At 32.8% G+C, this 25,828-nt stretch carries 23 protein-coding genes; 9 read left to right on the top strand and 14 right to left on the bottom strand.

Features of this window, described 5'->3' with window-relative positions; genetic code table 11:
* Window positions 1–29 precede the first annotated feature (29 nt).
* From ABD816_RS00930 to ABD816_RS00915, 4 genes are all read left to right on the top strand, one after another.
* Window positions 30–1,559: a GH3 family acyl-acid amido synthetase gene (locus ABD816_RS00930; RefSeq protein WP_344923923.1), complete on the top strand. Its 1,530-nt coding sequence runs from the start codon at window positions 30–32 to the stop codon at window positions 1,557–1,559.
* Window positions 1,560–1,660: 101 nt separating this feature from the next.
* Window positions 1,661–5,371: a metallophosphoesterase gene (locus ABD816_RS00925; RefSeq protein WP_344923921.1), complete on the top strand. Its 3,711-nt coding sequence runs from the start codon at window positions 1,661–1,663 to the stop codon at window positions 5,369–5,371.
* 35 nt (window positions 5,372–5,406) lie between these two features.
* Window positions 5,407–6,210, top strand: coding sequence for a phosphatase PAP2 family protein (locus ABD816_RS00920; RefSeq protein ID WP_344923919.1), 804 nt, complete (start codon window positions 5,407–5,409; stop codon window positions 6,208–6,210).
* A 75-nt stretch (window positions 6,211–6,285) separates the two neighbouring features.
* The gene (locus ABD816_RS00915) at window positions 6,286–7,215 is read left to right on the top strand and encodes a DUF6268 family outer membrane beta-barrel protein (RefSeq protein WP_344923917.1); all 930 of its coding nucleotides are present in this window, start codon (window positions 6,286–6,288) and stop codon (window positions 7,213–7,215) included.
* Between the two features lie 32 nt (window positions 7,216–7,247).
* Here the strand turns inward: ABD816_RS00915 and cls are convergent, their stop codons facing one another.
* Window positions 7,248–8,678: a cardiolipin synthase gene (gene cls / locus ABD816_RS00910; RefSeq protein ID WP_344923915.1), complete on the bottom strand. Its 1,431-nt coding sequence runs from the start codon at window positions 8,676–8,678 to the stop codon at window positions 7,248–7,250.
* Window positions 8,679–8,792: 114 nt separating this feature from the next.
* Between cls and ABD816_RS00905 the strand changes: the two genes are divergently transcribed.
* Window positions 8,793–9,209, top strand: a complete 417-nt coding sequence (locus ABD816_RS00905; protein ID WP_344923913.1) for an arsenate reductase family protein — start codon at window positions 8,793–8,795, stop codon at window positions 9,207–9,209.
* Window positions 9,210–9,606: 397 nt separating this feature from the next.
* On the opposite strand, the gene ABD816_RS00900 is transcribed toward ABD816_RS00905, so the two are convergent.
* Window positions 9,607–9,780, bottom strand: a complete 174-nt coding sequence (locus tag ABD816_RS00900; protein WP_344923911.1) for a hypothetical protein — start codon at window positions 9,778–9,780, stop codon at window positions 9,607–9,609.
* Between the two features lie 92 nt (window positions 9,781–9,872).
* A complete protein-coding gene (locus tag ABD816_RS00895; RefSeq protein WP_344923909.1) occupies window positions 9,873–10,037 on the bottom strand; it encodes a DUF1328 domain-containing protein in 165 nt (54 codons plus the stop codon).
* A 204-nt stretch (window positions 10,038–10,241) separates the two neighbouring features.
* On the opposite strand from ABD816_RS00895, the gene ABD816_RS00890 reads away from it, so the two are divergent.
* The gene (locus ABD816_RS00890) at window positions 10,242–11,285 is read left to right on the top strand and encodes a helix-turn-helix domain-containing protein (RefSeq protein ID WP_344923908.1); all 1,044 of its coding nucleotides are present in this window, start codon (window positions 10,242–10,244) and stop codon (window positions 11,283–11,285) included.
* 177 nt (window positions 11,286–11,462) lie between these two features.
* Window positions 11,463–12,491 carry an AraC family transcriptional regulator gene (locus tag ABD816_RS00885; protein ID WP_344923907.1) on the top strand — a complete coding sequence of 343 codons (1,029 nt, stop codon included), beginning with the start codon at window positions 11,463–11,465 and terminating at the stop codon, window positions 12,489–12,491.
* An 86-nt stretch (window positions 12,492–12,577) separates the two neighbouring features.
* Here the strand turns inward: ABD816_RS00885 and ABD816_RS00880 are convergent, their stop codons facing one another.
* Complete coding sequence (locus tag ABD816_RS00880; RefSeq protein ID WP_344923904.1) at window positions 12,578–13,279, bottom strand: SOS response-associated peptidase; 702 nt, start codon at window positions 13,277–13,279, stop codon at window positions 12,578–12,580.
* 218 nt (window positions 13,280–13,497) lie between these two features.
* Between ABD816_RS00880 and ABD816_RS00875 the strand changes: the two genes are divergently transcribed.
* Window positions 13,498–14,535, top strand: coding sequence for a helix-turn-helix domain-containing protein (locus tag ABD816_RS00875; RefSeq protein ID WP_344923902.1), 1,038 nt, complete (start codon window positions 13,498–13,500; stop codon window positions 14,533–14,535).
* Window positions 14,536–14,758: 223 nt separating this feature from the next.
* On the opposite strand, the gene pdeM is transcribed toward ABD816_RS00875, so the two are convergent.
* The 6 genes from pdeM to ABD816_RS00845 all read right to left on the bottom strand — a co-directional run bounded on the left by pdeM (window position 14,759) and on the right by ABD816_RS00845 (window position 21,476).
* Complete coding sequence (gene pdeM, locus ABD816_RS00870; RefSeq protein WP_344923900.1) at window positions 14,759–15,403, bottom strand: ligase-associated DNA damage response endonuclease PdeM; 645 nt, start codon at window positions 15,401–15,403, stop codon at window positions 14,759–14,761.
* A 23-nt stretch (window positions 15,404–15,426) separates the two neighbouring features.
* Entirely contained in the window at window positions 15,427–17,913 is a 2,487-nt protein-coding gene (locus ABD816_RS00865; protein ID WP_344923898.1) for a ligase-associated DNA damage response DEXH box helicase, read from the bottom strand.
* Window positions 17,914–18,016: 103 nt separating this feature from the next.
* Window positions 18,017–19,621 carry an ATP-dependent DNA ligase gene (locus tag ABD816_RS00860; RefSeq protein ID WP_344923896.1) on the bottom strand — a complete coding sequence of 535 codons (1,605 nt, stop codon included), beginning with the start codon at window positions 19,619–19,621 and terminating at the stop codon, window positions 18,017–18,019.
* Entirely contained in the window at window positions 19,618–20,643 is a 1,026-nt protein-coding gene (locus ABD816_RS00855) for a ligase-associated DNA damage response exonuclease (RefSeq protein ID WP_344923895.1), read from the bottom strand. Before ABD816_RS00855 ends, ABD816_RS00860 begins: the two co-directional genes overlap by 4 nt.
* A 177-nt stretch (window positions 20,644–20,820) precedes the next feature.
* Window positions 20,821–21,270, bottom strand: a complete 450-nt coding sequence (locus tag ABD816_RS00850; protein WP_344923894.1) for a ferritin-like domain-containing protein — start codon at window positions 21,268–21,270, stop codon at window positions 20,821–20,823.
* A gap of 41 nt (window positions 21,271–21,311) precedes the next feature.
* Window positions 21,312–21,476 (bottom strand): hypothetical protein, encoded by a 165-nt coding sequence (locus ABD816_RS00845; protein ID WP_344923893.1) that lies wholly within the window; start codon window positions 21,474–21,476, stop codon window positions 21,312–21,314.
* Between the two features lie 188 nt (window positions 21,477–21,664).
* On the opposite strand from ABD816_RS00845, the gene ABD816_RS00840 reads away from it, so the two are divergent.
* Complete coding sequence (locus ABD816_RS00840) at window positions 21,665–21,877, top strand: hypervirulence associated TUDOR domain-containing protein (RefSeq protein ID WP_344923892.1); 213 nt, start codon at window positions 21,665–21,667, stop codon at window positions 21,875–21,877.
* A gap of 38 nt (window positions 21,878–21,915) precedes the next feature.
* Here the strand turns inward: ABD816_RS00840 and ABD816_RS00835 are convergent, their stop codons facing one another.
* From ABD816_RS00835 to ABD816_RS00820, 4 genes are all read right to left on the bottom strand, one after another.
* Window positions 21,916–22,983 (bottom strand): AI-2E family transporter, encoded by a 1,068-nt coding sequence (locus tag ABD816_RS00835; protein ID WP_344923891.1) that lies wholly within the window; start codon window positions 22,981–22,983, stop codon window positions 21,916–21,918.
* 221 nt (window positions 22,984–23,204) lie between these two features.
* On the bottom strand, window positions 23,205–24,236 hold the full coding sequence (locus ABD816_RS00830) for an AI-2E family transporter (protein ID WP_344923889.1): 1,032 nt from the start codon (window positions 24,234–24,236) through the stop codon (window positions 23,205–23,207).
* Between the two features lie 121 nt (window positions 24,237–24,357).
* The gene (locus ABD816_RS00825) at window positions 24,358–24,897 is read right to left on the bottom strand and encodes a hypothetical protein (RefSeq protein ID WP_344923888.1); all 540 of its coding nucleotides are present in this window, start codon (window positions 24,895–24,897) and stop codon (window positions 24,358–24,360) included.
* Between the two features lie 33 nt (window positions 24,898–24,930).
* Window positions 24,931–25,821 (bottom strand): mechanosensitive ion channel family protein, encoded by an 891-nt coding sequence (locus ABD816_RS00820; protein WP_344923886.1) that lies wholly within the window; start codon window positions 25,819–25,821, stop codon window positions 24,931–24,933.
* Window positions 25,822–25,828: the final 7 nt, after the last annotated feature.

The following is a 25,828-nucleotide window of genomic DNA, read 5'->3' as shown; positions in this document are numbered from 1 at the left end:
AAAACCAATAAGTAAAAAATCACACATAGATGGCAATTATAGGATCATTAGTAAAAGGATTAATTAATCTAACAGGTGTTTTAACCTCAGAGCCTAATCATGTAGATGCTCAGGCTGAGGTGTTAAAGACACTATTAACTAAAGCTACAGATACAAGTTTTGGTACTCATTATAATTTTAAAGAAATAATAGCTTCAGAAGATGTTCAGAAAGCTTATGCAGAAAGCGTACCTTATTTTGATTACCATAAAATATCAGAAGAATGGTGGTCAAAAATTCTGGAAGGAGAGGAAGATGTAACCTGGCCAGGTAGCTCATCTTATTTTGCACTTAGTTCTGGTACTACGGGAAAGAAAAGTAAAAGAATTCCGGTAACTGATGATATGATTAGTGCCATTAGACAAGCGGGGATAAAACAAGTAGCAGCTCTATCTAATTTTGAATTACCTGCAGAGTTTTTTGAAAAGGAGATTATGATGTTAGGTAGTTCTACTGATTTACAAGAAAAAGACGGTCATCTTGAAGGAGAAATTAGTGGTATCAGTGCGAGTAATATTCCTTTTTGGTTTGAAGGTTATTATAAACCGGGAGTAGATATCGCAAAAATTGATGATTGGGATAAACGAGTACAACGTATTGCTGAGAAAGCAAAAGATTGGGATATTGGTGCATTAAGTGGGATTCCTTCATGGATGGAACTGATGATACAGAAGGTAATAGAATATCATAAAGTAGAAACTATTCACGATATCTGGCCTAATTTGCAGGTATATACTTCTGGAGGTGTGGCATTTGCTCCTTATGAAAAGAGTTTTAATAGTTTACTGAAACATCCAATTACCGTTATTGATACCTATCTCGCTTCCGAAGGATTTATTGCATTTCAGGAAAGACCAGATACAGATGCGATGAAACTAATTACTGATAATGGTATTTACTTTGAGTTTGTTCCTTTTGAGCCGGCATATATTAATCAGGATGGATCTATAAAACAAGATGCGCCCTGTATTACGATTGCAGATGTAGAGAAGAATCAGGATTATGTATTATTAATCAGTACAGTATCGGGTGCCTGGAGGTATGTCATTGGAGATACTATTGAGTTTACTGATGTGGAACGCGCGGAAATTCATATTACCGGACGTACTAAATTCTTTCTTAATGTGGTTGGTTCTCAATTATCTGTTAATAAGATGAATACTGCGCTGATGGCATTAGAAGAAGCTTATGATATTAAGATTCCTGAATTTACTTTATCAGCAACAAGAATTTCTGACGAATTTCACCATCATTGGTACTTAGGAACGGATACCGATGTTAGTGAAAAAGAACTGGCTAAGGCGTTAGATGATTTATTAAAAGATGCCAATAAGAATTACAGGGTGGCGAGGTCAAAAGCACTAAAAGGTGTAAAAGTTACTACTATACCTACCTCGGTATTTAATGAATGGAGTGGTGCGCAAAAGAAAAAAGGAGGGCAGGTAAAAATGGAACGTGTTATGTCTGAAGAGAAATTTGCAACCTGGGAAGCGTTTGTGGCAGAAGAACTACAGAAGTAGATATTGCCTAAACTTATTATAGAAACACCATACTATATACACTGGATTAGTATCCTAATGGCAAGGTAATTATTTTATTATCAAATAATAAAAAATATTTTATGAAAATTAAAAATGCAGTTATAATGTCATTGATCGGAATCATTTTATCCAATTGTGCATTGTATGAACCAAAATACAGAGAGCCTTTTGAGGCTCTACAAGTTCCTGCTGATTCAGAGATTTCGAAAACATTTTACCTTATAGGTGATGCCGGTTATGCAAGTAAAGGAGGTAGTACTCCCGGACTAATAGCATTAAGAAAATACCTGGACCGGCATGCTACTGATGATGATTATACTATATTTTTAGGGGACAATATTTATCCTGATGGTATGCCAGAAGAGGATGAGATAGATAGAGCGATAGCAGAACATCGATTAGATGCCCAGATTGAATCTGTACAAGAATTTAATGGACAAGTATATTTTATTCCGGGAAATCACGATTGGTATAACGAAGGATTAAAGGGGTTAGCAAGAGAAGAAGAATATTTTGAAAAAAAATTAAGAGATAAGCAAGCTTTTAGACCTTCACAAGGATGCCCGCTAGTTAGTATTGATGTTAGTAATGATGTTCAATTAATAATTCTCGATTCTCAGTGGTATCTGGAGGATTGGGATAAGCATCCCACTATTAATGATAATTGCTCGGAGATAAAAACCCGGGAAGCAATGTTTCTTGAGATCGAAAGCGAATTTAAAAAAAATCAAGATAAAACAATTGTCTTTGCACTACATCATCCTTTGTATACGAATGGTGTTCATGGTGGACAATATGCTCCTGTGAAGCATCTCTATCCTTCTCAAAAGAAAATACCGTTACCAGTATTAGGCTCACTAGCCATGCAAATTAGAACCAGTGGAGCTATTGCTACACAAGACAATCAAAATAAGCAATATAAATCATTAGTGCGTCGCCTGGAGACGCTAGCTAAAGGAGCAGAACGAATCATTTTTACTTCCGGTCATGAACATTCTCTTCAGTACATTGAAAATGAAGGGATCAAACAAATAGTATCTGGATCCGGTGCTAAGAATTCGTATGCAACCTTAAGCCATGATGGCTTGTTTGCATATGGAGGTCAAGGATTTGCAAGATTGGATATTTATAAAAATGGTTCGTCTATCGTTTCATATTATGGAGCTGATAATAACGAGCCTACATTAGTATATCAAAAAGAAATTTATAAAAAATATATCCCGTTTGATGTTAGTTCTATACCGACTATTACTACGCAGACAGTACCAGCCTCTGTGTATGAATATGAAGAAACAGATAGAACCGGTTTTTATGAGAGTATCTGGGGAGATCATTATAGAGATTTATATGGAACAAAAATTAATGCTAAAGTTGCAATTTTAGATACGTTGTATGGAGGATTAGAGGTGGTGAGAAGTGGTGGAGGACATCAAACTAAGTCGTTACGACTTAAAGATAAAGATGGGAGAGAATATAATATGAGAGCTTTAAAGAAAAGTGGAGTACAATTCTTGCAGGCAACCGTTTTTAAAAATAACTATATAGAAGAATCATTAGAAAACACAATTTCAGAAGACATTTTGAAAGATTTTTATACAGCTGCGCATCCTTATATTTTTACCGTAATTCCTGAATTGTCTGATGCTGTAGGAGTATTACATACTAATCCAAAAGTATACTACATACCTAAACAAAAAATGCTTGGTCAGTTCAATGCAAATTACGGGGACGAGTTATATATGATAGAGGAGCGTCCAGAGGAGAATAATAAAGATCTGGTTTCCTTTGGTAATTCTAATGATATTGAAAGTACAGCGGATGTCTATAAAAAATTAAGAGAAGATGAAAAATATAGTATAGATGAACCTAAATATATCAAGGCTCGATTGTTTGATATGCTGATAGGAGACTGGGATCGGCATCAGGATCAATGGAGATGGGCAGAATATGAGCTTGATAATGGAGATCATATATTCAGACCAATACCAAGAGATCGTGATCAGGCATTCTCTAATTTTGATGGAGGTTTCCTAGGAGCATTAAGAGGGTTAATAGGTTTTGTAAATCAATTTCAAATATACGACGGAGAATTAAAAGATGTAAAATGGATCAATTCCTCCGCATCAAAACTTGATCGTACGCTGATTCAAAATAGTAATAAATCAGTATGGCTAGAGCAGGCAAAATATATACAGGAACATCTTACTGATGAACATATTAATGCAGCATTTAGAAACATACCAGAAGAAGCCAAAGGCGAGGACCTGGATACTATTATAAAAAATTTAAAAGCAAGACGTGGTAATCTGGTAGATATTGCGAATCGTTATTATGATTACATTTCTGAACTAGCCATAATTATGGGTACTGATAAGGATGACCATTTTACAATAGAGCGTCTTAAAAATGGGGAGACTAAAATTAGCGTTTCCAGAATTAAAGATGGCGAGAAAGCAGATCTTGTTAGTGAAAAAATATTTAACAGAAAAGAAACGAAAGAAATATGGATTTATGGATTAGATGACGATGATGTATTTGAATCGTATGGTAAAGGAAATAATCCGATAAAAATTAGAATTATAGGAGGTCAGAATAATGATGTTTATAATTTTAAGAAAGGAAGACGTATACGAGCATACGATCATAAGAGTAAACCAAATACTATTAAGCGTAAAGGAGGAGCTCGTATTCGCTTGACTGACAATTATGATATTAATCTTTTTGATAAGGATGAAAAAACACTCAAGACGAATGCTATTATTCCTACGATAGGTTTTAACCCTGATGATGGTATGAGGATTGGTGCTACCGCAGTTTTTACTAAAAGTGGGTTTAATCGCAATCCTTTTACTACAAAGCATTCAATTAGAGGGGGTTATTATTTTGCTACACAAGGCTTTGACTTAGGGTATCAGGGAGAATTTGCAGGAGTACTAGGAGATTACAATTTATTAATAGAAGCAAGATTTACCAGTCCCAATTTTGCTGTCAACTTTTTTGGTTTTGGAAATGAAACTGTAAATAATCAAGACGAATTGGATTTTGATTACAATCGTGTAAAAATGAGCACATATGGATTAACGATTGGTGCTGTTAAGAATGGTCGACTGGGAAGCTATTTTGCTTACAAAGCATCTATTGAAGGTATCGAAATTGATGCTACAGAAAATCGTTTTATCAGTGAGCCTAATCAAATAAACCCATTAGTTTTTGATCTAAATTGGTTTGCAGGAATTGATGGAACTTATCGTTATGAAAGTTATGACATAAATGTCAATCCTACCAGAGGTATGAGGTTTGAACTAAATGGAGGAGCGAAGATGAATATTGAAGAAACTGATCGGGTATTTGGCTATTTCAAACCGTATTTAGGATTTTATAATGCTTTATCACGTAATAGAAAGCTAGTACTTAAAACCACTGCAATGGCTCAGTTTAATATCGGGAATGATTATGAATTCTACCAAGCGGCTCAATTAGGTGGTGAGAACTTATTAAGAGGTTATCGTAATCAGCGTTTTACAGGTCAGACAGCTTTTGCCAGTAGTGCAGATATCAGATATGGCTTTAATCAGTTTAAAACAAGAATAGTACCTCTTCAGATTGGGGTATATGCTGGGGGTGATATAGGACGCGTTTGGCTTGGATCAGACGAAGGTTCTGATACCTGGCATCATGATTTTGGTGGTGGACTGTGGATCAATAGCACAGATGCTATTAGTGGAACGTTAGGACTTTTTAGTGGAGAAGATGGCGCACGATTCTCTTTCGGATTTTTAGTAAAATTTTAAAAATAGAATAGTAATAATTAAATTATAAATACAAAATGAATAAAAATATCTATTTGACAAGCTTATTAGTTATATGCTTGTTTTTTGATGGATTCTCTCAGAATGACTCTCCTTATGAAACTAATGTATGGAAAGATGGAGCTTGGGTTACAGCAGGTTTAGGTCTTAATGCTTATGGTTTATTTCTTATTTCTAATAAGGATGATCTCACTGATGAGAAATTAGATAATTTATCAGAAGATGATCTTTTCTTTATGGATAGGTGGGCTGCTGGATATGATGATGAAAATGCCAGTAAGATTAGTGATATTCCATTTTATTCATCATTTGCTACTCCTTTATTACTTCTTATCGATAAAAGGATGCGTAAAGACGCGGGTAAAATATCAGTTATGTATGTAGAGTCAATGGCAACAACAGGAGCATTATTTGCTATCACGGCAGGTTTAGTTGAGAAAAGCAGACCTAGAGTCTACAATGAAGAGTTAAGCCGTAATATCCGATTATCAAGTAATAATCAACGATCCTTTTTTAGTGGTCACGTGGCAGCATCAGCGACTGCTACCTTTTTTGCGGCAAAGGTGTATAGTGATTATTTTCCTGACTCTAAGGCTAAACCATATATATGGGCAGGTGCGGCTTTGATTCCAGCTACAGTAGGAGCTTTTAGGATAAAATCAGGGAATCATTTCTTATCAGATGTGCTAATCGGTTATGCTGTGGGAGCTGCCAGCGGTATTATGGTCCCATACCTTCATACTAGAAAAGAAAGTAAATTAAAAGTAAGTCCAGGGATTGGTTTTCATCAACAGACATTAAATATTTCATATCAGTTCTAATATCAAATATTTTAGATATAATTATCGGTCAATTTAATTTTTATAGCTTACATTTAATTAGAATACATAATAACTATGACTAAAATACCAATATTCTTACTTCAATCAATACGTTATTATGGTATCGTTTGTTTACTTTCCATCGTTACATTCCAAATAGATGCACAAGTATCTGATCTTGCCAGAATAGAGTATACGTATTTCCCTCAGAGAGATAGTGATAATTCATTTAAGAGGTTGAGAACATTTATAAATGTTCCTATCAAAATAGGAGATAAAGGAACCTTTTTAGTTCCTGGTATTGAGTATAGAGGTGTATATTTTGATTATGAAGATGCAGCCTCTTTCGATGTGGAAGGTTTAGAGAATTTCAGGTCGTTAGAGGTATCAATTGGGTATACATTTAAAATGAAAAATGATTGGAGATTTGCGATTAAAACAGGAGCAATGTTTGCTTCTAATTTTGAGAGAGATAAATTGATTTCAGACGATTATTTATATTCTGGTGCTTTATATTTCTTAAAAAATAAAACAAAAGATACGACAATAAGCAAACCTTGGAGATTAATTGTAGGGCTACAATATTCTACCACCGCAGGTAGACCTTTTCCATTACCCTTTGTGAACTATTTTAAGAGATTTCACCCAGATTGGACATATACTGTAGGAGTTCCCAAATCAAATTTGAAGTATTTTTTTGATCCTAAAAATATTGTGCAAGCATTTGCGACATTAGATGGATTTTATGCGAATATCCAGAATAATCGTGTAGTTGAAGGGGCTGGAACTATTGATGAAAAAATCGCTAATAGTATCTCAATGACTATAGCGCTTGCAGGACTAGGATATGAACACTATTTTACAAAACACTTAGTTTTTTATTCCTATGCAGGATTTACTATTTTAAATGATATACGTCTTAGAGATGATAAACAAGAAGATGTATTAACAGTAAATGATTCAAATAGTGCTTATATAAGAGCAGGTTTAAAATTTAAAATTTAACTACCTTTCTTGTTAATCTATAATTAACTTCCTTACAATAAAGGGCTAAAAAATCTAGCAATGCCTTCTGATAATTTTCGTTTAAGAGATCGTTGTTGATACGTTTTGTAATCCAAGGCAAGACCTTCATCACAATCTTTTTCAAAATTTTGACAGATATCTTCAGCAACCTCACTATTATAAATCAATGCATTAGTTTCAAAATTATGTTCAAAACTTCTATGATCAAAATTACCAGAACCTATAGATGCAATTTCTCTATCCATGACAATTAATTTGCTATGTAAAAAGGCACTTTGTTGTAAATATATACCAGCACCCAAAGAAAGGAGTTCTTCAAAATGAGATAACATACTATATTTTGCCAACCAAGAATCTGATTTTTCTGGTACTAGTAACTTAATTTGAACGCCGCTTAATGCTGCAATCCTTAGAGCCTCCATCATGGCACTATTAGGGATAAAATAAGGATTAGAGATATAGATAGATTTTTCTGCAAGATTAATCATTGTTATATATTGCTGCATGATTGTGGGATGTCTCGAATCCGGACCACTAGACACAATTTGCAAAAATATATCTCCTGCAGGTTCAATGGCAGGAAGGTATTTTTTAGTAAGCAAAAGATGTTCATTGCTTGCAAAATAATAGTCTTTAATAAATATACGGTGTAAACAATCAACTGCAGGTCCTTCTATGAATAAATGAGTATCATCCCAAATACCTAGATCAGAGATCGATCTAAGGTATTTGTCTGAAATATTGACACCTCCGGTAAATCCAATATTACCATCGATAATAGCAATTTTTCTATGATTACGATAATTTAGAGTGAATAAAAAGCTGCCAAATCGTAAAGGTAAAATTGAATGTATTTCTACTCCGATATCTCTGAATTTATTTATAGTTCTTCTATTAAGCTCAAAACTCCCTATAGCATCATATAAAATCCTGATTTCTACTCCTTCTTCAACTTTCTTTTTGAAAAGTGTAAGAAGCTGATCCATGATATCACCTTCTTCAAAAATATAATATTGTAAGTGAATAAAATGCTCAGCATTTTCGAATGCTTTAAAGATCGTTTCAAATGCCTCTTTTCCAGTTTGTAGTACATTGATTTTATTACCTGATCGTGCAGAAAAATCACTACTATTTCTAATAAGTTGAGCTAATTTTTCACTTTTTTTACTATTAAAAGTAACTTGCTTCTCTGCGGTAGATTTATCTTTATAGTTAGCATCATATAATTGCCGCTTTACCTGAGCTTTCAATTTAAAAAACTTAAATCTTCTACGATTGATTCCAAAGATTAAATATAAGATCACCCCAATAAATGGCAGTACTATAATAACTAAAATCCAACTCAGTGATTTAGCTGCTCGTGATCCATATAAAATAATTGTAAAAATTGCTAAGATTGTAATCAATAAGTAGAGCGTAGAAATAATAGTGAAAGCAGTCATAACAAATTTATAAAATAGATAATTAAATATTGATTACGTTAACATATACTGGGTATGAACTAAGAAAATAATATAAGTCACGTTATATTTCGGTAATATATAAATTATACAAAGATGGGAGTCATATCAACGGATAAAAATAAGATTACATTAATTTATAATTCAGAAACTTCTTTAGGAAAACAGACAAATGCTTATATTCAGGCTTCAGAAAATGATATATTAACCTTGGATACGGCAAAAACGAAGATTACTGGAACGCAATGGATTGAAATACTGGAAGGGTTAGCTGTAAAAATCGAAGATATTATAGATAAGGAACATCCTAATTTTAGTAGTGAATATAGTACCGATGTGCAATTAGATACGCACGATTGGCTCAAAATACTTGATAAATCTCCAGAAGTTCTAGCATATTCTATTTTAATTAAAGGTAATAAGTTTCATTTGCTACGTGACCCATCAGATTTCATTCGATATATGGAGCCTGACAGTAAAGGTGTTTCTAGAAACCCTTCAGAAAAGGAATGATTATCAATTAGGAATATTTGTTTACTATATTTGTGGAATTAGTACAAGGAATTGGGTTTTAGAAACTGTAATAATAATTGCTTCTAGTACTTATAACTATTTGGTTTTCTTTTAGATGTAACTTAGCACATTATTTATTTCTACTATTTTGATTATATAAATATGCTACTATACAGAGTGGATAGTATTTGTAATATAGATACACATTATAACCAATAACGCTACAAAAAATATAATCGCTAATTGTACTAATTTAAATAAATTGAGTTTCTGAAACATAGGTTACATTTTATTAAGTATTTATCCCCAAGATTTTTTAAATATGAATAATAAAACGAGTGATCTGTACTTATAAATCACTCGTTTTATTATTTACTTTAGGTATACATATGCAATATTAGTTAGTAGCATCTTTTACTGCATCTCCAGCATCCTCTGCAGCATCTTCGATTCCATCACCTACTTCTTCAACACCGTCTTTAATCTTTTCTCCTGTCGTTTTTTCTCTACAACTAATTGTAAAAGTAGCTAGAATAGCTATTGCACATAAAATTTTAAATGTTTTTTTCATATTATAATTGATTTAAGATAATACAATACTTATGTGAATTCATAATCTCATTGTACTATCGATTAATAATGTAGTTTCATAGAGTAATAACCCTATGCTCTAATCTTTTTTCCGAAGATAAGGGATAATACAAACAATGCGATGAATACTACAAATAATATTTTTGCGATACCTGCTGCACCAGCTGCTATTCCACCAAATCCAAGTACTCCTGCAATTAAAGCTAAAACGATAAAAATGACTGCGTAACGTAACATATTTTTATTTTTTAATGGTTTGACTTATTTTTTTGAATTATAGTATATAAACTATCATTCTACCTTACAAAGGTCTTTAATATATAGTGTTGGGTTTTGCTGTATCCATAGCAATCTTAACTGAATCAGATTAATATGATTTAGTGATTTTAGATTTTAAAAATTAGATTATCTTTATCTCTTAATATGGTAATAAGTTCTGTTATGTCTGAAGAAATAAACATACACGATTATAATATAAAAGATGTAGTTAAAGACATGGCAAAAAGTCTGAACGTCGATTTTGATGAAACAGCTACAGAATGTTGTTTTAGACTACCAGAAAAAGTGGGTTCAGGATATGTTAGAGCATTTGAATTTGATTTTGGATTAGGTGTTGTAGAAACTGATTATCTTTTAAAAGAAGAGTTACGTATTGCTTTAGAAAAAGGAGTGATACATCCTTTAAAGATTATGTTTAACCGGCAATCAGGTTTCTATCACAAATTCGAAGATGATAAAGAGTTTACAGAAATAAAACGGTTAGAGAACAGTATAGCATCCAGTACTTCAAAAAATAATCATGTCTTTAGGATACCGGCAGACATACCTATTTGTATTTTTAGCATCGAGATTAATAGAAAATTGTTTGAAGAAAAAATTGAATCATTTCTAAATGAGATGGATGAAGATTTAGTTACGCTTTTTAGAGATGTAAATGGGATTAATCAATTTTATTACAAAAGCTATTATAGTCTCGAAATTTCTAAATTTATGGAAGAATTTACACAGTGTGAGCTTACTGGGTTTATGAAACACGTATATCTGGAAGGTAAAGTGTACGAAATTTTGACACACCAATTACAACAATATCTTGATGATCTTAAAGAACCACAGAAACGTACTATCTTAAGAAAAGCGACAATGGAGTCTATGGAAGAGGCTGTAGCGATTATTGAAGAAGAATTAGATAGTATAGAAAATGTAGTAGATTTAGCTAAGCGTGTTGGGCTTAATCAAAACACGCTACAACAAGGTTTTAAACAACTTTATAAAACTTCAGTAAATGAATATATCCGGAATTTTAGAATAGAAAAAGCCAAAGAATTATTGGAGACATCTACACTTAATATTACGGAGATTACCTATAAAGTCGGGATCAATTCCAGAAGTTATTTTTCTAAACTATTCAAAAAACGCTTTGGTATAAGTCCAAAACAGTATCTGGATCAATCTCGTAACAAAAAAGAAGATAATAAATCTGCATAATATATTTTTTGGATTAAAAAATTTATAGATACCACTAATTTGATTCTTCTTATTTTATTATTTTATTTCAAAACTGACCAAAATTGTTAGTTTGTGTTTCAAAATTGTTAATCTGTTCACTCCTTTTCTAATTCCTTTGCACAGTTGTTAAACAATAAAAGTAAGGTCTATTAGAAAATGCGTGAGATAGAGATCAATAGCATACGAAGCAATGAGGTTTTAGAACAATTGAACCTTCATCTTAAGGGAAACCTTGATGAGCAATGGGGTGAACATACGCTGGAATTTGATAATGATTATGGGAAAGGGCTAATTAGAAGTATCGAATTTGACTGGGGGGTTTCACTAATTGATTATGATGTAAGTTTTAGAGATGATGTAAAAATTGTTTTTAAAGCTTCAGAATCTAATCCTATTGAGTTTATTTTTGTGTCTGAAGGGAATCTGCGATATAAATCCTCTGCAGAGGAACGTGAATATACGTTTGAAAAGTATCAAAATATTATTATTTCAACTAAAAAACAGGCGAAGGAAACTTATATTTTTCCTAATAAGGTTGCGGTAAAAGTGAACTTTATTTATGTGATGCCTATGGAATATTCCAAGAAGAAAAATAATAATTTGTCATATTTAGACGAAAAACTTTTTTCAAATTTCCAAGAGACTAGTGTTGATAAACATTATAGTCATTATGGTAACTTTAATCTAAAAATTGCAGATCAGATCAAACAATTACAGGATAGTCATGACAATGGAGTTGTGAGGACATTATCCATAGAAGGGCAACTGAATCTTATTATGGCCATGCAAATTTTAGAACATAATAAATATCAGAAAGGTTCTTCTCTGCCTGATTCTTTGTCAAAAGATGATATCAGAAAAATACATAAATTAGCAGACTACATTCTGGATAATATTGCGGAACCTTTATCGATTAGTTCTCTGGCATCTCAATCTGGATTAACACCTAAAAAATTGCAGCTTGGATTTAATGTATTATATGGTAAATCAGTTCATGAGTACATAAAACAATTAAAGTTAGAAATCGCGAGGGATGCGATTATGAATACTAACGATTCTATATCTGAAATTGTTTATAATATAGGACTAAAAAGTAGAAGCTATTTTTCTAAGATATTTTTTGAAATGTATGGGTTGTTGCCTACTGAATATCGAAAAAAACAGAAAATAAAAAAAGATTTGTAAGAAATTAATCTTGATCTTTTTTATATCAGTAAATAAAACAAATGGATTAAATCGTTATCTGCCAAGAATCTTATAGATGATTTCTTTTAGATACTAGGAATGTTTTTATAAGATACTGGTTCTAGCATTGAATCAAAAGAAATTTCATTTTTAAAAAATTCTTTAGCAATCGGATGCGCTTTAAAATCCAGTTCATTGCTTTTGTCTAACAAATTATTGATTTCTCCGATATCCGCGCTACTATCTAACCAGGTATCTCTAAATCTTTGCGGTATTGTTAATGGCATTTTTGAATCTAAATTTTGTATATCTTTAATCATACCCATAGATTCTTTTAGAATCATAGAACATGTAATAAAACCATCTTCTAAGGTATTATAGATTCCGGCAACACAAAATGGTTTTTCAGAAGGTAAGTATACATAATAAGGATATACGGTGCCATTATAGAAATAACTTGTAAAAAAGCCAGTAAGTACTATTAGACATCTCCGGTTTAAAAAAGGTTCTTTAAATATATTATTAGTAATTAAATTTTCTTTTGGAATAGTTAAAGTCTCATAGGCATTCTGGAAATCTACCCATTCATCTTTATAATTCAAAGGCAACAACCCCCAAATTGCATAGGATATAGTAGTGGGATTATCCAAAGTTACTACAGATAAAGTAGATTCTTGGATTCCATTAACCACCAGGCTGGAATTATACAATTTAGGATACTTAAAAGGTACCCCTAATTCTTTTTCGATCGATTGGCGATCCGCAATATTTGAAACTTTTTTATACATATAACAAGTGCAAGTAAGCAAAATTGTGATAACTATTTTATCGTAGATCATTAATTTTCTGACCCATACAATAAAAGATTGTTTTTTTTACTCAAATATTCAAGGATGTCTTATAATTGGTAGGAATAAACTCAAAAACGGTAATGATACTGTAACACTCCAAGTATTTTTGTATAAGCGGTAAATAATTACAGTTACATTAAAATAGAAGAGGGCTTATGAGAGATTCAGATATTAATTATAACAATACTCCGACAGTTTTATTGTCATTACAACAGCAATTGGGTGGAGAGATTTTAGCAGAAGAAAACACACGTAAGTTAATATTAAACTCAGAAACAGTATCTGGGCAAATAAGATCTGTTGAGCTACAGACTGGTATTATAACACTTGATATAGATGTAACTGTGCTCGAGGATATAAAAATTCAAATAGATCCTATAGAATCTCAAACGTTACATTTTATTTATTGTCTTAGAGGGGGCTGTATCCATCAATTTGGAACTTCAGAAAAGCAAATTTTAATAGAAGAGTTTCAGTCTGGGATAGCGCATGACTATAAGGATATGCAAAGTAATATTTTAGTGAAGGCGGGTAAGCAGCTAACCATTAATGTTATCAGTGTTTATCAAGAGATGTATTTTCAAAATACAGAAAATCAATCTAATCTTTTTGCGAAGAAACTTCAGAAACTAGTATCCTATATTGATACAGAGCCAAATCATCTACATTTAGGAAATTATAATCTTAAAATAGCAGAACAAATAAAATTATTATACAGAGTAGAGCATGATACAGAAATCACAGCACTTTTATCTCAGATAGGCAGATATTATATCATATTAGCGAATCATATAGATCAATTTTTCTTAGAAATTGATAATCCAATGAATACTAGTGGTTTGTTGAAAAAGGAGTTAAAGAAAATAACAGAATTAAGTGATTATATCTCTGCTAACCCAGAAATACAGCATAGTATTAAAACGTTGTCTATGGATTCTGGTTTGTCAGCTTCAAAGCTACAAGAAGGCTTTAAATTTATGTTTGACAGGACGGTTTCTGACTTTATTAGAAACATACGATTGGAGAGAGCAGAAATGTTGATTAAGACAACAGAATTAAATATTTCTGAAGTAGTTTACTCTATAGGACTTACAAGTAGAAGTTATTTTTGTAAAATTTTTAAAAACAAATATAATTGTAGTCCAAAACAATATAAAAGTAATTTTCAAAAGAATTTGAAATTATCAGAGTAGTTAAAATTCACAAACGGTCAAATAAGACTAATTCTGTAGTACCCTTGTCCTTTTAAAAAACAAAAGTAAGTTTAAAAATAATGATTAGAATTTTTTCAAAATTCTGCGTGGGGTGTTGCGGATAGAAATATAATAAGGGAGTCTTATTATCTGATTCTTGTAGCGAAGTGGTTTTGGTTTTAATATTTTGCACCTTTAGATTTAGGTAGTTTATTATTTATCATTACTCAAAATTGATTTCAATTACTTCATTTTCGGTTATAGCAAAAATTTCTTCATTTATCGTAGGAGGAATGCAGTACGTTCCGGTAAACGTACCAAACGCAGGTATGACGAGCTGATTTACACTTTTGTGAAAACATGGTACTCTTACATATTGTCTGCCTAATCCCTGCAGCTGCACCCCGGGATGAATATGACCACAGATAGTGAAGAAGTTATCTCTTTTTTCCGGATGATGTGTTAGTAAGATGGATCCAATCAGCCACTCATCGGAGAGATGTACCTGTAATTCTTCATATTTAGAAGGGTTTATAACATCATGATTACCTACTATCAGTACAATCTTAGCTTCTTGTTTTACTGTCCAATCTTTAAATAAAAGCCATTCTGTATTCATGTAACTATGGAACAAATCTCCCAGAAAACAAATCACTTTTGGTTTAAAATAGGAAGTGACTGCATCTAGTGCGTCAAAATTATCCTGAATCGCATTTGATGGTACGGCAACGCCATGTTTTCTAAAGTGCGTTATTTTGCCCAGATGTACATCAGCAATTAATAGCATGTCAGTATTGCACCAATAAAGTGCTCCCGATGGGTGTAAGATAAAATCCTGATGATGAATTTTTAATTTTTTGGTTTTCATATTGGGGTGTAAAGTAATGCAAATTACAATTTTTCTAATTGAGCAGTCATGCGCTTAATTCTGTCTGCTAGTTTTTCTGAAGATAATTTTTCTCTGAGACGATCAGTAATGATAGGAAATGAAAATGGAGTAGGGTTTTTACATTGTTTCCATACTATATTTTGAGATTCAATTCTTTCCAGAGCCTCAATTAACCTACCTTCTTCTAATTGATGTTCAAAAGTTTCTATGAAGGCCTGACGCAGTAACAAGTTGTCAGGTTCATAATCATTGAATACGCTAAATAGTAATTGCGAACTAGATTGCAAGTGTTTACTTTTTATCAGCTTATTAGGATACCCTGTAAATACTAATCCTGCAATAACAGCAATATCTCTAAACTTTCTCCTTGCCATCTCTGTTGCGTTCAGGCTTTTTTGTAAATCGTTGTTTAGATATTCTTTAGTAAATAAATTATTGTCTAACACTTGTTGCATGTCAATTTCCTGATCAGATAAAAGCTCAAAACCATAATCATTAAACGCGATTGAAAAAGTAATTGGCGTAAGTAAACTAATTCTGTATGCTAATAAGCTTCCTAAAGCTTCGTGTACAAAACGACCTTCAAATGGATAAAAAACTGCGTGATATCCTTCTCTTGACTTAAACGTTTCTATTAAAAATTGATCAGGCCCGGGAACGATACTTTCTTTACGTTGCTTTATGAAAATAGGAGCGAGCGCTTTTAATTCTTTAGACAGTGGTTTTATAACCACACTATTTACTGACTTTTGATCTGATACGCTATATAATTCTTCTCGCAATAATGTACTCATCTGTGCGGAGAAAGTCATACGGCCACCCATCCAGCTAGGTACTTTAGCCGTTTTTTTCTTAGATTTTTTTACGAGTACTTGCATGTTTTTAATTCTAAAAAGCTCGAGATTACGTCCTGCAAAAGTAAATACATCGCCAGGACTTAATTTAGAAACAAACCACTCCTCAATAGATCCTAAGAATCCTCCTTTAAGATATTTTACGGTTAAAACGGCATCACTTACAATTGTGCCAATTTGAAGACGGTGTCTCATAGCGACAGCGCGGCTATTTACTTTGAACCTGCCATCGGATTCAATTTCTACCTTTTTATATTCATCATAAGCATTGAGGCTTTGGCTTCCTTTAGTAATAAAATTAAGAATCCATACATATTGCTCTTCTGTTATTGTCTGAAAACAAAATGTACTTTTGATTTCGGGAAATATAGTTTTAGGATAAAAACCGTCTGATACTGCAAGAGAAATTAGGTATTGAACAAGTACATCAAAACTATTCAAATAAGGAATACGGTCTTCTACAATATTATTTTTCACCGCTTTTTGTAGTGCAGATGCTTCGATAAGTTCTATCGCATGAGTAGGAAGAAAATAGATAATACTTTCTTTACCAGGCTGATGCCCACTACGTCCTGCACGTTGCAAAAAGCGAGCAATTCCCTTAGGGCCACCTATTTGGATAATAGATTCTACAGGCGTAAAATCCACTCCCAGATCAAGACTGGAAGTACATACCACTGCCTTTAATGTTTCGTTTCGTATAGCTTGCTCTACCCATAGCCTTGTTTCTTTATTTATACTACCATGATGCATAGCGATTTCGCCCGCCAGTTCTGGATATTTTTCTAATAATTTCTGAAACCAGATTTCGCATTGCGCCCTTGTATTTGTAAAAAGCAAAGTGGTTTTACTTTGCTGAATGATCGGAAATACATCTTCTAATAAGTGGATTCCCAGATGTCCTCGCCAGGGAAATGTATCCATTTTTTTAGGAATTATGGATCGTACTGTAATTTTCTTTTTGATATTGGCTTTAACCAATACAGAATTTTGTAAGGTATCAGCGTGAGAGCCTAGTAAAACTTCTCTGGCTTGGCTTAAATTTCCAATGGTTGCAGAGATTCCCCAGATTCGTATTGCAGGTGAGATTGTCTTTAATCTGGATAAGGCTAGTTCCATTTGTACGCCACGCTTGCTTCCTATCAGTTCGTGCCATTCATCATTAACAACTGCTATGACATTTTTAAAAGTTTTGTCGTATCCTTTAGAGGCAAGTAATAGTTGTAGACTCTCTGGTGTCGTGATCAATAGATCGGGCATATTTCTCTTTTGTGCAGCTCTTTCTTTTTGTGAGGTGTCACCAGATCGTATTCCTATGGTAAAAGGAATGCCTATTTCCTGAACAAAGCGTTCTGTAGATTGTTTGATCTCTACAGAAAGTGATCTGAGCGGTGTAATCCAGATCGCCTTCAGTCCCTTTGCAGGTTTTTTTTGATAATCAGGAGTGTTTTTTATGTATTGTAATACTATTGCAATCCACAAAGCATAGGTTTTTCCGCTTCCGGTAGGTGCATTAAGTAAACCATGTTTCCCCTGTAAAAAAGCATTCCATGTTTCTTTTTGAAAAGGGAAAGGTTTCCAGGATTGCTTATTAAACCAGGTTTCTGCTATGTTAAAAAGATCTTTTCTATTCATTGACGATTATCAAAATTAATTAATTCTGATGTATTTCTGATATATATGCTTATTGTGTTATAGAGTTATAATATCATTTCTTTCTTAGAATCCTTAAATACATTCAATTCTCAACTACAGGAATCATAGATTTTAAATCATCTAGGGTATTAGCATCTTCTATTTTCTTATCGTGTCGCCATCGTAATATACGAGGAAAACGAGTGGCAATTCCACTTTTATGTCTTTTAGACAATGCTATTCCTTCAAAAGCAATTTCAAAAACAAGTTGAGGTGTAACACTACGTACAGGACCAAATCGCTCCAGGGTATTTTTTTTAATCCAGGCATCTACTTTTCTAAATTCAGCATCAGTAAGTCCGGAATATGCTTTGGCAAAAGTTACCAGTTCATTATTTTCCTTGTTCCATAAGGCAAATGTATAATCAGTAAATAAATTTGATCTTCTTCCGTGCCCACGCATCGCGTAAGTTAATACGGCATCTATGGTAAGTGGATCTACCTTCCATTTCCACCAGGCACCTTTTTTCCTTCCAATCTGATAGGGAGCATCTTTGCGTTTGATCATCAATCCTTCACTTCTCATTTCCCGAGCACGCTCTCTCTCATTTGCTACATCATCCCAATGCTTAAATGAAAGTGTGTCTGAAAGATATAATGGTAAAGAGGGAATTGAAACTTTCTTAAATAACTTCTCTAAGAGTTGACGTCTTTCAGTAAAAGGTTGTTGACGAATATCGTTTCCTTCCCACTCTAACAAATCATATGCTTTCAGAATTACTGGTGTTTTTGCTAATAATGCTTTGGAGACTGTCTTACGTCCTATCCGCGTTTGTAAATCATTAAAAGTTCCAATAGATCCATTAATAAAAGGCAGAATTTCACCATCTAATACAGTTCCGTTAGGTAAAATATCGATAAATTGATGAAACTCGGGATATTTATCAGTGACGAGTTCTTCACCACGACTCCATACAAATAGTTCACCTTCACGTATAATTATCTGAGCTCTGATCCCATCCCATTTATGCTCTACACTCCAGTCTTTTGCTTCTCCCAGATTAGCAACATCTCCTTCTATAGCGTATGCCAGAAAAAAGGGATAAGGCTTTGATAAGAAATCAGATGCTTTTTCTTCTAATACTAAATCCTGAAAACTGATAGTATCAGGATTCCAGTTTCCCATTAATTTATAGGCAAGGATATCCTCATCAATATCTGTAGCTTTTGCCAGAGACCTGGTCATGAGTTTTTGACTGACCCCTATTCTAAAACTACCGGTAATTAATTTAGTAAAAACAAAGCGTTCATAATAGTTAAGTTTCTTCCAGTTCTCGAATAAATATGCTTTTTTTTCGGGGTCATCTTTTTTCTTTAGTTCGATAATCTCTTGTAAAAAGTGTGTCAAACTTTTTTCTGTTGTATCTGTAGAATTTGGAATGACAAGTCCTATGGTCTCTGCCAGATCTCCTACGATATGATAGGATTCTTCAAATAACCAAAGCGGTATATTAGCTAATTCTGAAGCCCAGGTTCTTAAAAGAGTGGTATTGACTGGTCGTGGTGGTCGCCGATGAGATAGTATAGCTATTGTCCATACCTTATCAGTATCCGGAGCATTTTTAAAATAATCAGTCAGCGCTGCTACTTTTAGATTAGTCTTATTAGTGCTATCTAGTTTTTTAATTAAATCAGCAAAAAGTTTCATACAGTGGTTTCCTTTTCTTTACTGGTTTCTAATTCGCTTAACTCTCCTTCATACTGTGTTTTTTCTGTTCGTGCATCATACCCTTGTTCTCTCAAATATTTAGAAAAAATATCGGTATATCCATGTGTGCTTATAATTTTTTCTGCCCCTGTTGCTTCTATGGCAGCTAGTAATCCATACCAATCACAGTGATCCGATAAAACAAATCCTTTATCAATGGCACGCCTTCGTCTTGCGCCTCTAAAAGTCATCCAGCCGCTGGCAGAGGCAGTGACGTAGGGAACCATTTTACGAATCCAGGTACTTCCGTGAGCACTAGGTGGTGCAAGTACTATATTGCCCTTTAATTCTTCTTTTTTAGTTTCTCGCGTAATCAGAGTAGTGCTTGGAAATTCGACTAAAGGTCTTAGTACTTCAGTCATATTTTCTATGGCACCGTGGGTATATATTTGACCAATAGAAGGATCAAGATACTTAAGCAATCGTTGTGCTTTTCCTAAAGAATACCCAAATAATATAGATGTCTTTCCTTCTGATTGATTCGCTGACCACCAGGAATTAATATCATCAAATACCTGCGCTTGTGGAATCCATTTAAAAGCAGGTAAACCAAATGTACATTCTGTAATAAAGGTGTGACATTTAATAGGTTCGTAAGGTGTGGAGATGCCATCATTTTCTATTTTATAATCTCCTGTAAATACCCAGACTTCTCCTTTGTGTTCTACTCTGATTTGTGAGCTTCCAATAATATGTCCTGCAGGGTGAAAAGAAAATGTAACATTATTAATACTAAAAGTTTCATTATAAGCCCTACCACTTACATTAATATCGCCTAATCGATGTTTTATAATCGGTACATTGGTATGATGTGTAATATATTCTTTGTGCCCCCAGCGGCTATGATCGGCATGGCCATGTGTAATAATGGCTTTATTTACGGGACGCCATGGATCAATGTATAAGTCTGCAACTTCACAATATATTCCGTTTTCATTGAAGATGAGTAGCGGAGTTTTCATATTCTTCTTTTTAATGATGTATTACGATTAAGAGTTTTGGGTCACTTAGGTTTAATAGGTGCGAAGGTTGCTGTTTCTAATATACACAATTAATAGAACAAAAACCCCCTGGTATAATTATACCAAGGGGATTTCGACTTCTTTTTCATTTTTTTGTGGTAAGCGAACTTTTAATTTCTAGTTTAAATCCTCTAAACGTTTAATTTTAGTTAATCCACCCTGAATTTTATTCATTTGATTGGATAAGATAGAGGCAGTACTGGATGGTAGACTTGTTTCTTTTAATACATCCTGATATTCATCAACAGAGGCTTTTTCTCCACGGATTGCTTCTTCTAACATGGATTCCTCATTATCTGCAGAAAAGAAAGATTTTACATCCATCCATGCTCTATGAGCACTTCCTGTAATACTACCACCTTTGTCCACATCCTGTCCGAATGCTTTGATCTCAGTTTTTAGCTCATGCCCAAAATCATAACGTTCTTGCGCTTTATTTTCGAAATATGATTTTAAAGGTATGTTATCTACATTTTCTGCAGCTTTTTTAAATCCTTTTTCTGCATCATACGTCTTTTCTAATAATTCATTCAATTTGTTTCCAACTTCTTCAGTATACGTTTTCATAGTACAAGGTTTTTTTATGATAGGTAATTTTTTAATGATGCTTACCGATTGACATCTGATGTTTTTATAAGATTAAATCTTAGACTCTTATAAAAAGCCTGAATTTTTTTTTTGCTTTTAGAATTATTATATAAATCAATACTGATAACTACAGCAACTCCAATAGCAAAGCCTGAAATAAATATTAATAATAATTGCGTGATCATATAGGTGTGTTTATGAATATAAAGATAGGATGGAAGGCGCTAAAAAATGTGTTCAAAAAATAACAAGCTTAACTCTTTTAATGATTGATAAGTGATATTATGGTATGAGTACTCTTTTTTCTTAATTGAGCTCAAAAAGAAGCAGTGATTTTGACATTTTTACTTATATAAATTTAAAAAAAATCAAAATGATACGAAAAGGATCCACAGTAGAATGGAAATGGGGTAATGGCAAAGCAGAAGGCAAAGTAATAGAAACCCATACATCTAAGGTTGTGAAAACGATTAAAGGAACTGATGTTACTCGCAACGGAGAAAAAGGAAATAAAGCACTTTATATTAAACAATCTGATGGGGATTATGTTTTAAAAAGTGAAGAAGAAGTGACTCATAAAAAGTAATAGGAATTTTGTCCAGCCTTACTTTAATAGAGGTAGTATCAATCCTTTTGATCACTTAATAAATATTCATAAGGTTTTAATGCAGCAGATTTAGAACAAAGAATTCTGATGATACTGGTAAGGGGTAACGCAAGAATAGCTCCAGAAACTCCCCATAGTAGGCTAAAAGCAACAATGCTAAAAATTACAGCAAAGATATTAAGGCTAATTTCATTTCCGATGATTAATGGTTTGATAATATAACTCTCAATAAGTTGAACGATAGTCAAAAAGATAATCAAAATAAGTAAATTTTGAAATTCGAGTCCAGAAATTATTCCTACTAAAATGACGGCAACAGCACCGATAATATTTCCCAAATAAGGAATAAATGTTAAAATAGCTGCTAGTATAGCAAGCATCAGACTAAATTTTAATCCAATTGCAAAAAAACCAATTGCGTATACAACAGCCAGAAGAACCGTAACAATGAGTTGACCGTAAAGGTAATCCTTAACTGTTTGTATAATCTCTGAAATTGCACCTAATGTAGTATTCTTATTTTTAAAAATTTTTAATACAAAATTCTTTAATCTCTTACGCTCCAGAAGAAAAAGAAAAATATATACAAAAGTAAGTGTGGATTTACTTAGAACAGCCACAGAACTACTTATAGATTGAATAGAAGTGTCTTTAATTTTTGTGTATAATGTAGTTAGGTTCTCTTCTTGCACTTTCTTCGAAATTCCGAATTGATTTTCCACATAAAGAAAAACAGATTGTTCTAATTTTTGTAATTGAAGTTTCATCATAGAAAACTCTTCGCTTATCAGAATTCCTTGCCAGGTAAAAATCCCTGCAATTACACTAAAAAGTAATAGTAATACTATGCAAGCAATACTGACAGAAAGTATATTATTCAAGCCCTTATTTGCAAAGAATCTTACAATAGGAAGCAGTAACATAGCTATGAGGAGGGCAAAAATAAGTGGAATAATTAGTGAACTTGCGATATAAAGACCGGTAGTTATTGCTAATATTAATAATATTTTAGTTAATAAGGAAGTACTTGTAGAGGGTAGTGTCACCTGATTATTGGTAAAAAGTTTAGCAGTACTTTTAAGCATAAAATTTGATTTAGTTCAATAATATTAATATCAGAAACGAATACGGTTTATCTATAAATGACTAGTACAAGAGTTTCCAAAAATGCAATGTAGATTTAAAAAAGAAAACAAGAAGTCTCTATCGCAATGAATGATAGCGTGAATGCGATATCAATTCAATTTTTTTTGTTTTAGCATACATACTAATATTGATGATATAACTAAGAGATACTTATAGCAAATTAAAGAGTTTCATCACCAGCTGGACTTGGTTTACCATATTCGGATTTGTAAATTTGTACTACAATTAGAAATAAACTAATAAGTAAGGGACCAAATATTAATCCAATAAACCCAAATAAAGGAACTCCTACGATAACTCCAATTAATGTAATAATGGGATGTACATTGTCTAATTTTTTTAATACAAAAAGTCGAACGATGTTATCAGAGGACCCTACAATGACCAGCCCGTAAATAAGAATCCCCCATGCTTGAAAGGAATTCCCTAAGGAAAGGCTTAGAATAAAAACGGGTAATATACCTACAATAGTTCCGACAAACGGAATCATTGATCCTACTGTAACAATAATAAACCAGAAAAACGGATCTTCAATACCAAAAATCAAGAAACCTATTAATGCCACGATGCCTTGTACAATAGCTACCAGCGGAATACCCAAAGCATTAGAACGCACCATTTTCTGACTTTCGTTTCCTATAATTCTCAAATTATCATCATTGATAGGGATGTAATCAAATAGCGATTCCCTTAGCATTTTTCTATTGGTAAACATATAGTATAGTAAAAAATACATAATACCAATGGAGATAAATACATTAAAGGTACCTCCGGCAAAATTTTGTAAGTTTTCTGAGATCCAATTCGAAATAGAATCGGGATCAATCTGTGCGCTAAGATCGTATCCCAATTTATTTTCCCATTTATCAAGTTGTCCTTTTAATGCTAAACTTACTTTTTGAGAATTCTGAACTACACTTCCTATTTTATTGCCTAACATAATAACAACACCGATTACCGGAAGCAAAATTCCAATAAAGGAAAGCAACAATAGTGCAGTAGCAGCTAGATCAGGATGCCAGCCTTTTCTAACAAGGATTACCATCCATTTACGTAAAATTACATATATAGTAATAGCGCCTAATATGCCAGAGAGATAAGGTAAAATCTCAATAAATATAAGTCCACCAATCAAGAAAATTAATAGTAGAATAAAAATCTGTCGTATAATTCCTGGACTAATATTTTTCATTTTTTAAATGTGTGAAAGTTCTGATGATAGCGATCCATTGTGTCTGATGAATGTAATAAAATTAAATTAAAGATAGTATTGCAATCAATTTTAAAAAGCTACATTTTTTGTTGTTAATTCTCTATTCTTTTTTTTTCTCATCATCTTGATAAAGTAGGGGATGGTCAGAAATTCCTAACCCTATAATTTTAATAATACTAGTCACTGCATTGTATAACATAAGAACTACGCTGATCAGTGCACCACTTAAAACAGCAGATAGTAGAAGACTTATATAATAAATCGTTGAGTACCATGAATTAGGAACATTTTCTGCTTCTGTAATCGGAATATTCAAAATTTGAAAAACAATCATAGCTGCAACAAAAACGATCGTATCAATTTTGGCAATTAATAATACATGTCTGTAATGCTCATCTTTTAACTTAGAATCGGTTCCTGAACTGACACTCAATAATGTCAAAAGTAATGCTAAGATGGTAGCAGATGCTAGCACTATAGTATTACACAGAGTATTAATTCCTGGTAAAGATGACTTGATTAAAGATTTTGCTTCATAGCCACTTAGGTTTCCCAGAAAAAATGCACCACCACCAGTGATTATTGCGGCTATGATCCCACCATAAAGTGCTCTTTTGTTGTATTGTGTCAGTTTTATCATTGGTTTTTTATAGGTTGTCGTTATAATCAATAGTTAAGAATCATTCTGATTGTTTAACGGAGTCATAAAGTTTTTTGGGAAATCAAGTGTACGTATAGGAAATGGAATATTAATATCATTATTATCAAAAGCTTGTTTAATGCATACTATAGCTTTACTTTTTGCCCTTGCTACTTCAATGGCAGAAGTAGAATCAATCCAGAAGCGCAGTTCAAAGTTAATAGAACTACCTCCAAACTCTTTATATAAAAATATGATATCTCCTGTTTTTTCTACAGCTTTGAAATTTGTGGTAATAGCTTCTCTGGTTATTTTTTCTACAAACTTGAGATCAGAACTATATCCTACACCGCAATCCAAAATAACTCTTGATTGTGAAGTAGTAGAATAGTTTACAATTGGATTTTCTAGTACTAATTTGTTTGGAATGTATACTAAATTATTATCAGCTTGTTTAATTGTAACTGCTCTAAGATTTATGTCCATCACTTCACCTTCATAATCATTAGATTTTATCCAATCTCCAAACTTCAATGTTTTGATGTAAGATAGAATAATTCCAGAATATGTATTGGATAGAGCGCCCTGTAATGCCAGACCTACAGCAAGTCCGAGAACCCCTGCACCTGCCAGGATGGTATTTAGTGCTTTACTTAAATTTAATATACCTAAAATTAAAAACATACCTAAAGCGATAATTAGCATAGAAGAGATCTTTGCAATTACACGTTTCATAGAATGCTGAAGTTTTGTTTTTTGCAACAACTTCAACATAATCTTACTTGTATATCTGGATAAAATAATCACAATAATAAAAACTAAAATTGCGATAATGATATTAGGTAGATTAATGACAATAGCGTCAAGCCATTCTCCCAATTTTCCAATCATTTTATTCCAGGCATTCATTAATTGATCTTGCATTTTTTTT

Origin of the sequence: Aquimarina addita, from assembly GCF_039539305.1 — a bacterium.
Classification (GTDB): Bacteria; Bacteroidota; Bacteroidia; order Flavobacteriales; family Flavobacteriaceae; genus Aquimarina; species Aquimarina addita.
Note: the sequence above shows the minus strand (reverse complement) of the source record. Positions and strands in the feature narration are given on the sequence as shown.

What these genes read in the sequence shown, in the direction of transcription:
- ABD816_RS00930 (WP_344923923.1), top strand. Translation starts at nt 30, where the DNA reads ATGGCAATTATAGGATCATTAGTAAAAGGATTAATTAATCTAACAGGT.
- ABD816_RS00925 (WP_344923921.1), top strand. Translation starts at nt 1,661, where the DNA reads ATGAAAATTAAAAATGCAGTTATAATGTCATTGATCGGAATCATTTTA.
- ABD816_RS00920 (WP_344923919.1), top strand. Translation starts at nt 5,407, where the DNA reads ATGAATAAAAATATCTATTTGACAAGCTTATTAGTTATATGCTTGTTT.
- ABD816_RS00915 (WP_344923917.1), top strand. Translation starts at nt 6,286, where the DNA reads ATGACTAAAATACCAATATTCTTACTTCAATCAATACGTTATTATGGT.
- cls (WP_344923915.1), bottom strand. Translation starts at nt 8,678, where the DNA reads ATGACTGCTTTCACTATTATTTCTACGCTCTACTTATTGATTACAATC.
- ABD816_RS00905 (WP_344923913.1), top strand. Translation starts at nt 8,793, where the DNA reads ATGGGAGTCATATCAACGGATAAAAATAAGATTACATTAATTTATAAT.
- ABD816_RS00900 (WP_344923911.1), bottom strand. Translation starts at nt 9,780, where the DNA reads ATGAAAAAAACATTTAAAATTTTATGTGCAATAGCTATTCTAGCTACT.
- ABD816_RS00895 (WP_344923909.1), bottom strand. Translation starts at nt 10,037, where the DNA reads ATGTTACGTTACGCAGTCATTTTTATCGTTTTAGCTTTAATTGCAGGA.
- ABD816_RS00890 (WP_344923908.1), top strand. Translation starts at nt 10,242, where the DNA reads ATGTCTGAAGAAATAAACATACACGATTATAATATAAAAGATGTAGTT.
- ABD816_RS00885 (WP_344923907.1), top strand. Translation starts at nt 11,463, where the DNA reads ATGCGTGAGATAGAGATCAATAGCATACGAAGCAATGAGGTTTTAGAA.
- ABD816_RS00880 (WP_344923904.1), bottom strand. Translation starts at nt 13,279, where the DNA reads ATGTATAAAAAAGTTTCAAATATTGCGGATCGCCAATCGATCGAAAAA.
- ABD816_RS00875 (WP_344923902.1), top strand. Translation starts at nt 13,498, where the DNA reads ATGAGAGATTCAGATATTAATTATAACAATACTCCGACAGTTTTATTG.
- pdeM (WP_344923900.1), bottom strand. Translation starts at nt 15,403, where the DNA reads ATGAAAACCAAAAAATTAAAAATTCATCATCAGGATTTTATCTTACAC.
- ABD816_RS00865 (WP_344923898.1), bottom strand. Translation starts at nt 17,913, where the DNA reads ATGAATAGAAAAGATCTTTTTAACATAGCAGAAACCTGGTTTAATAAG.
- ABD816_RS00860 (WP_344923896.1), bottom strand. Translation starts at nt 19,621, where the DNA reads ATGAAACTTTTTGCTGATTTAATTAAAAAACTAGATAGCACTAATAAG.
- ABD816_RS00855 (WP_344923895.1), bottom strand. Translation starts at nt 20,643, where the DNA reads ATGAAAACTCCGCTACTCATCTTCAATGAAAACGGAATATATTGTGAA.
- ABD816_RS00850 (WP_344923894.1), bottom strand. Translation starts at nt 21,270, where the DNA reads ATGAAAACGTATACTGAAGAAGTTGGAAACAAATTGAATGAATTATTA.
- ABD816_RS00845 (WP_344923893.1), bottom strand. Translation starts at nt 21,476, where the DNA reads ATGATCACGCAATTATTATTAATATTTATTTCAGGCTTTGCTATTGGA.
- ABD816_RS00840 (WP_344923892.1), top strand. Translation starts at nt 21,665, where the DNA reads ATGATACGAAAAGGATCCACAGTAGAATGGAAATGGGGTAATGGCAAA.
- ABD816_RS00835 (WP_344923891.1), bottom strand. Translation starts at nt 22,983, where the DNA reads ATGCTTAAAAGTACTGCTAAACTTTTTACCAATAATCAGGTGACACTA.
- ABD816_RS00830 (WP_344923889.1), bottom strand. Translation starts at nt 24,236, where the DNA reads ATGAAAAATATTAGTCCAGGAATTATACGACAGATTTTTATTCTACTA.
- ABD816_RS00825 (WP_344923888.1), bottom strand. Translation starts at nt 24,897, where the DNA reads ATGATAAAACTGACACAATACAACAAAAGAGCACTTTATGGTGGGATC.
- ABD816_RS00820 (WP_344923886.1), bottom strand. Translation starts at nt 25,821, where the DNA reads ATGCAAGATCAATTAATGAATGCCTGGAATAAAATGATTGGAAAATTG.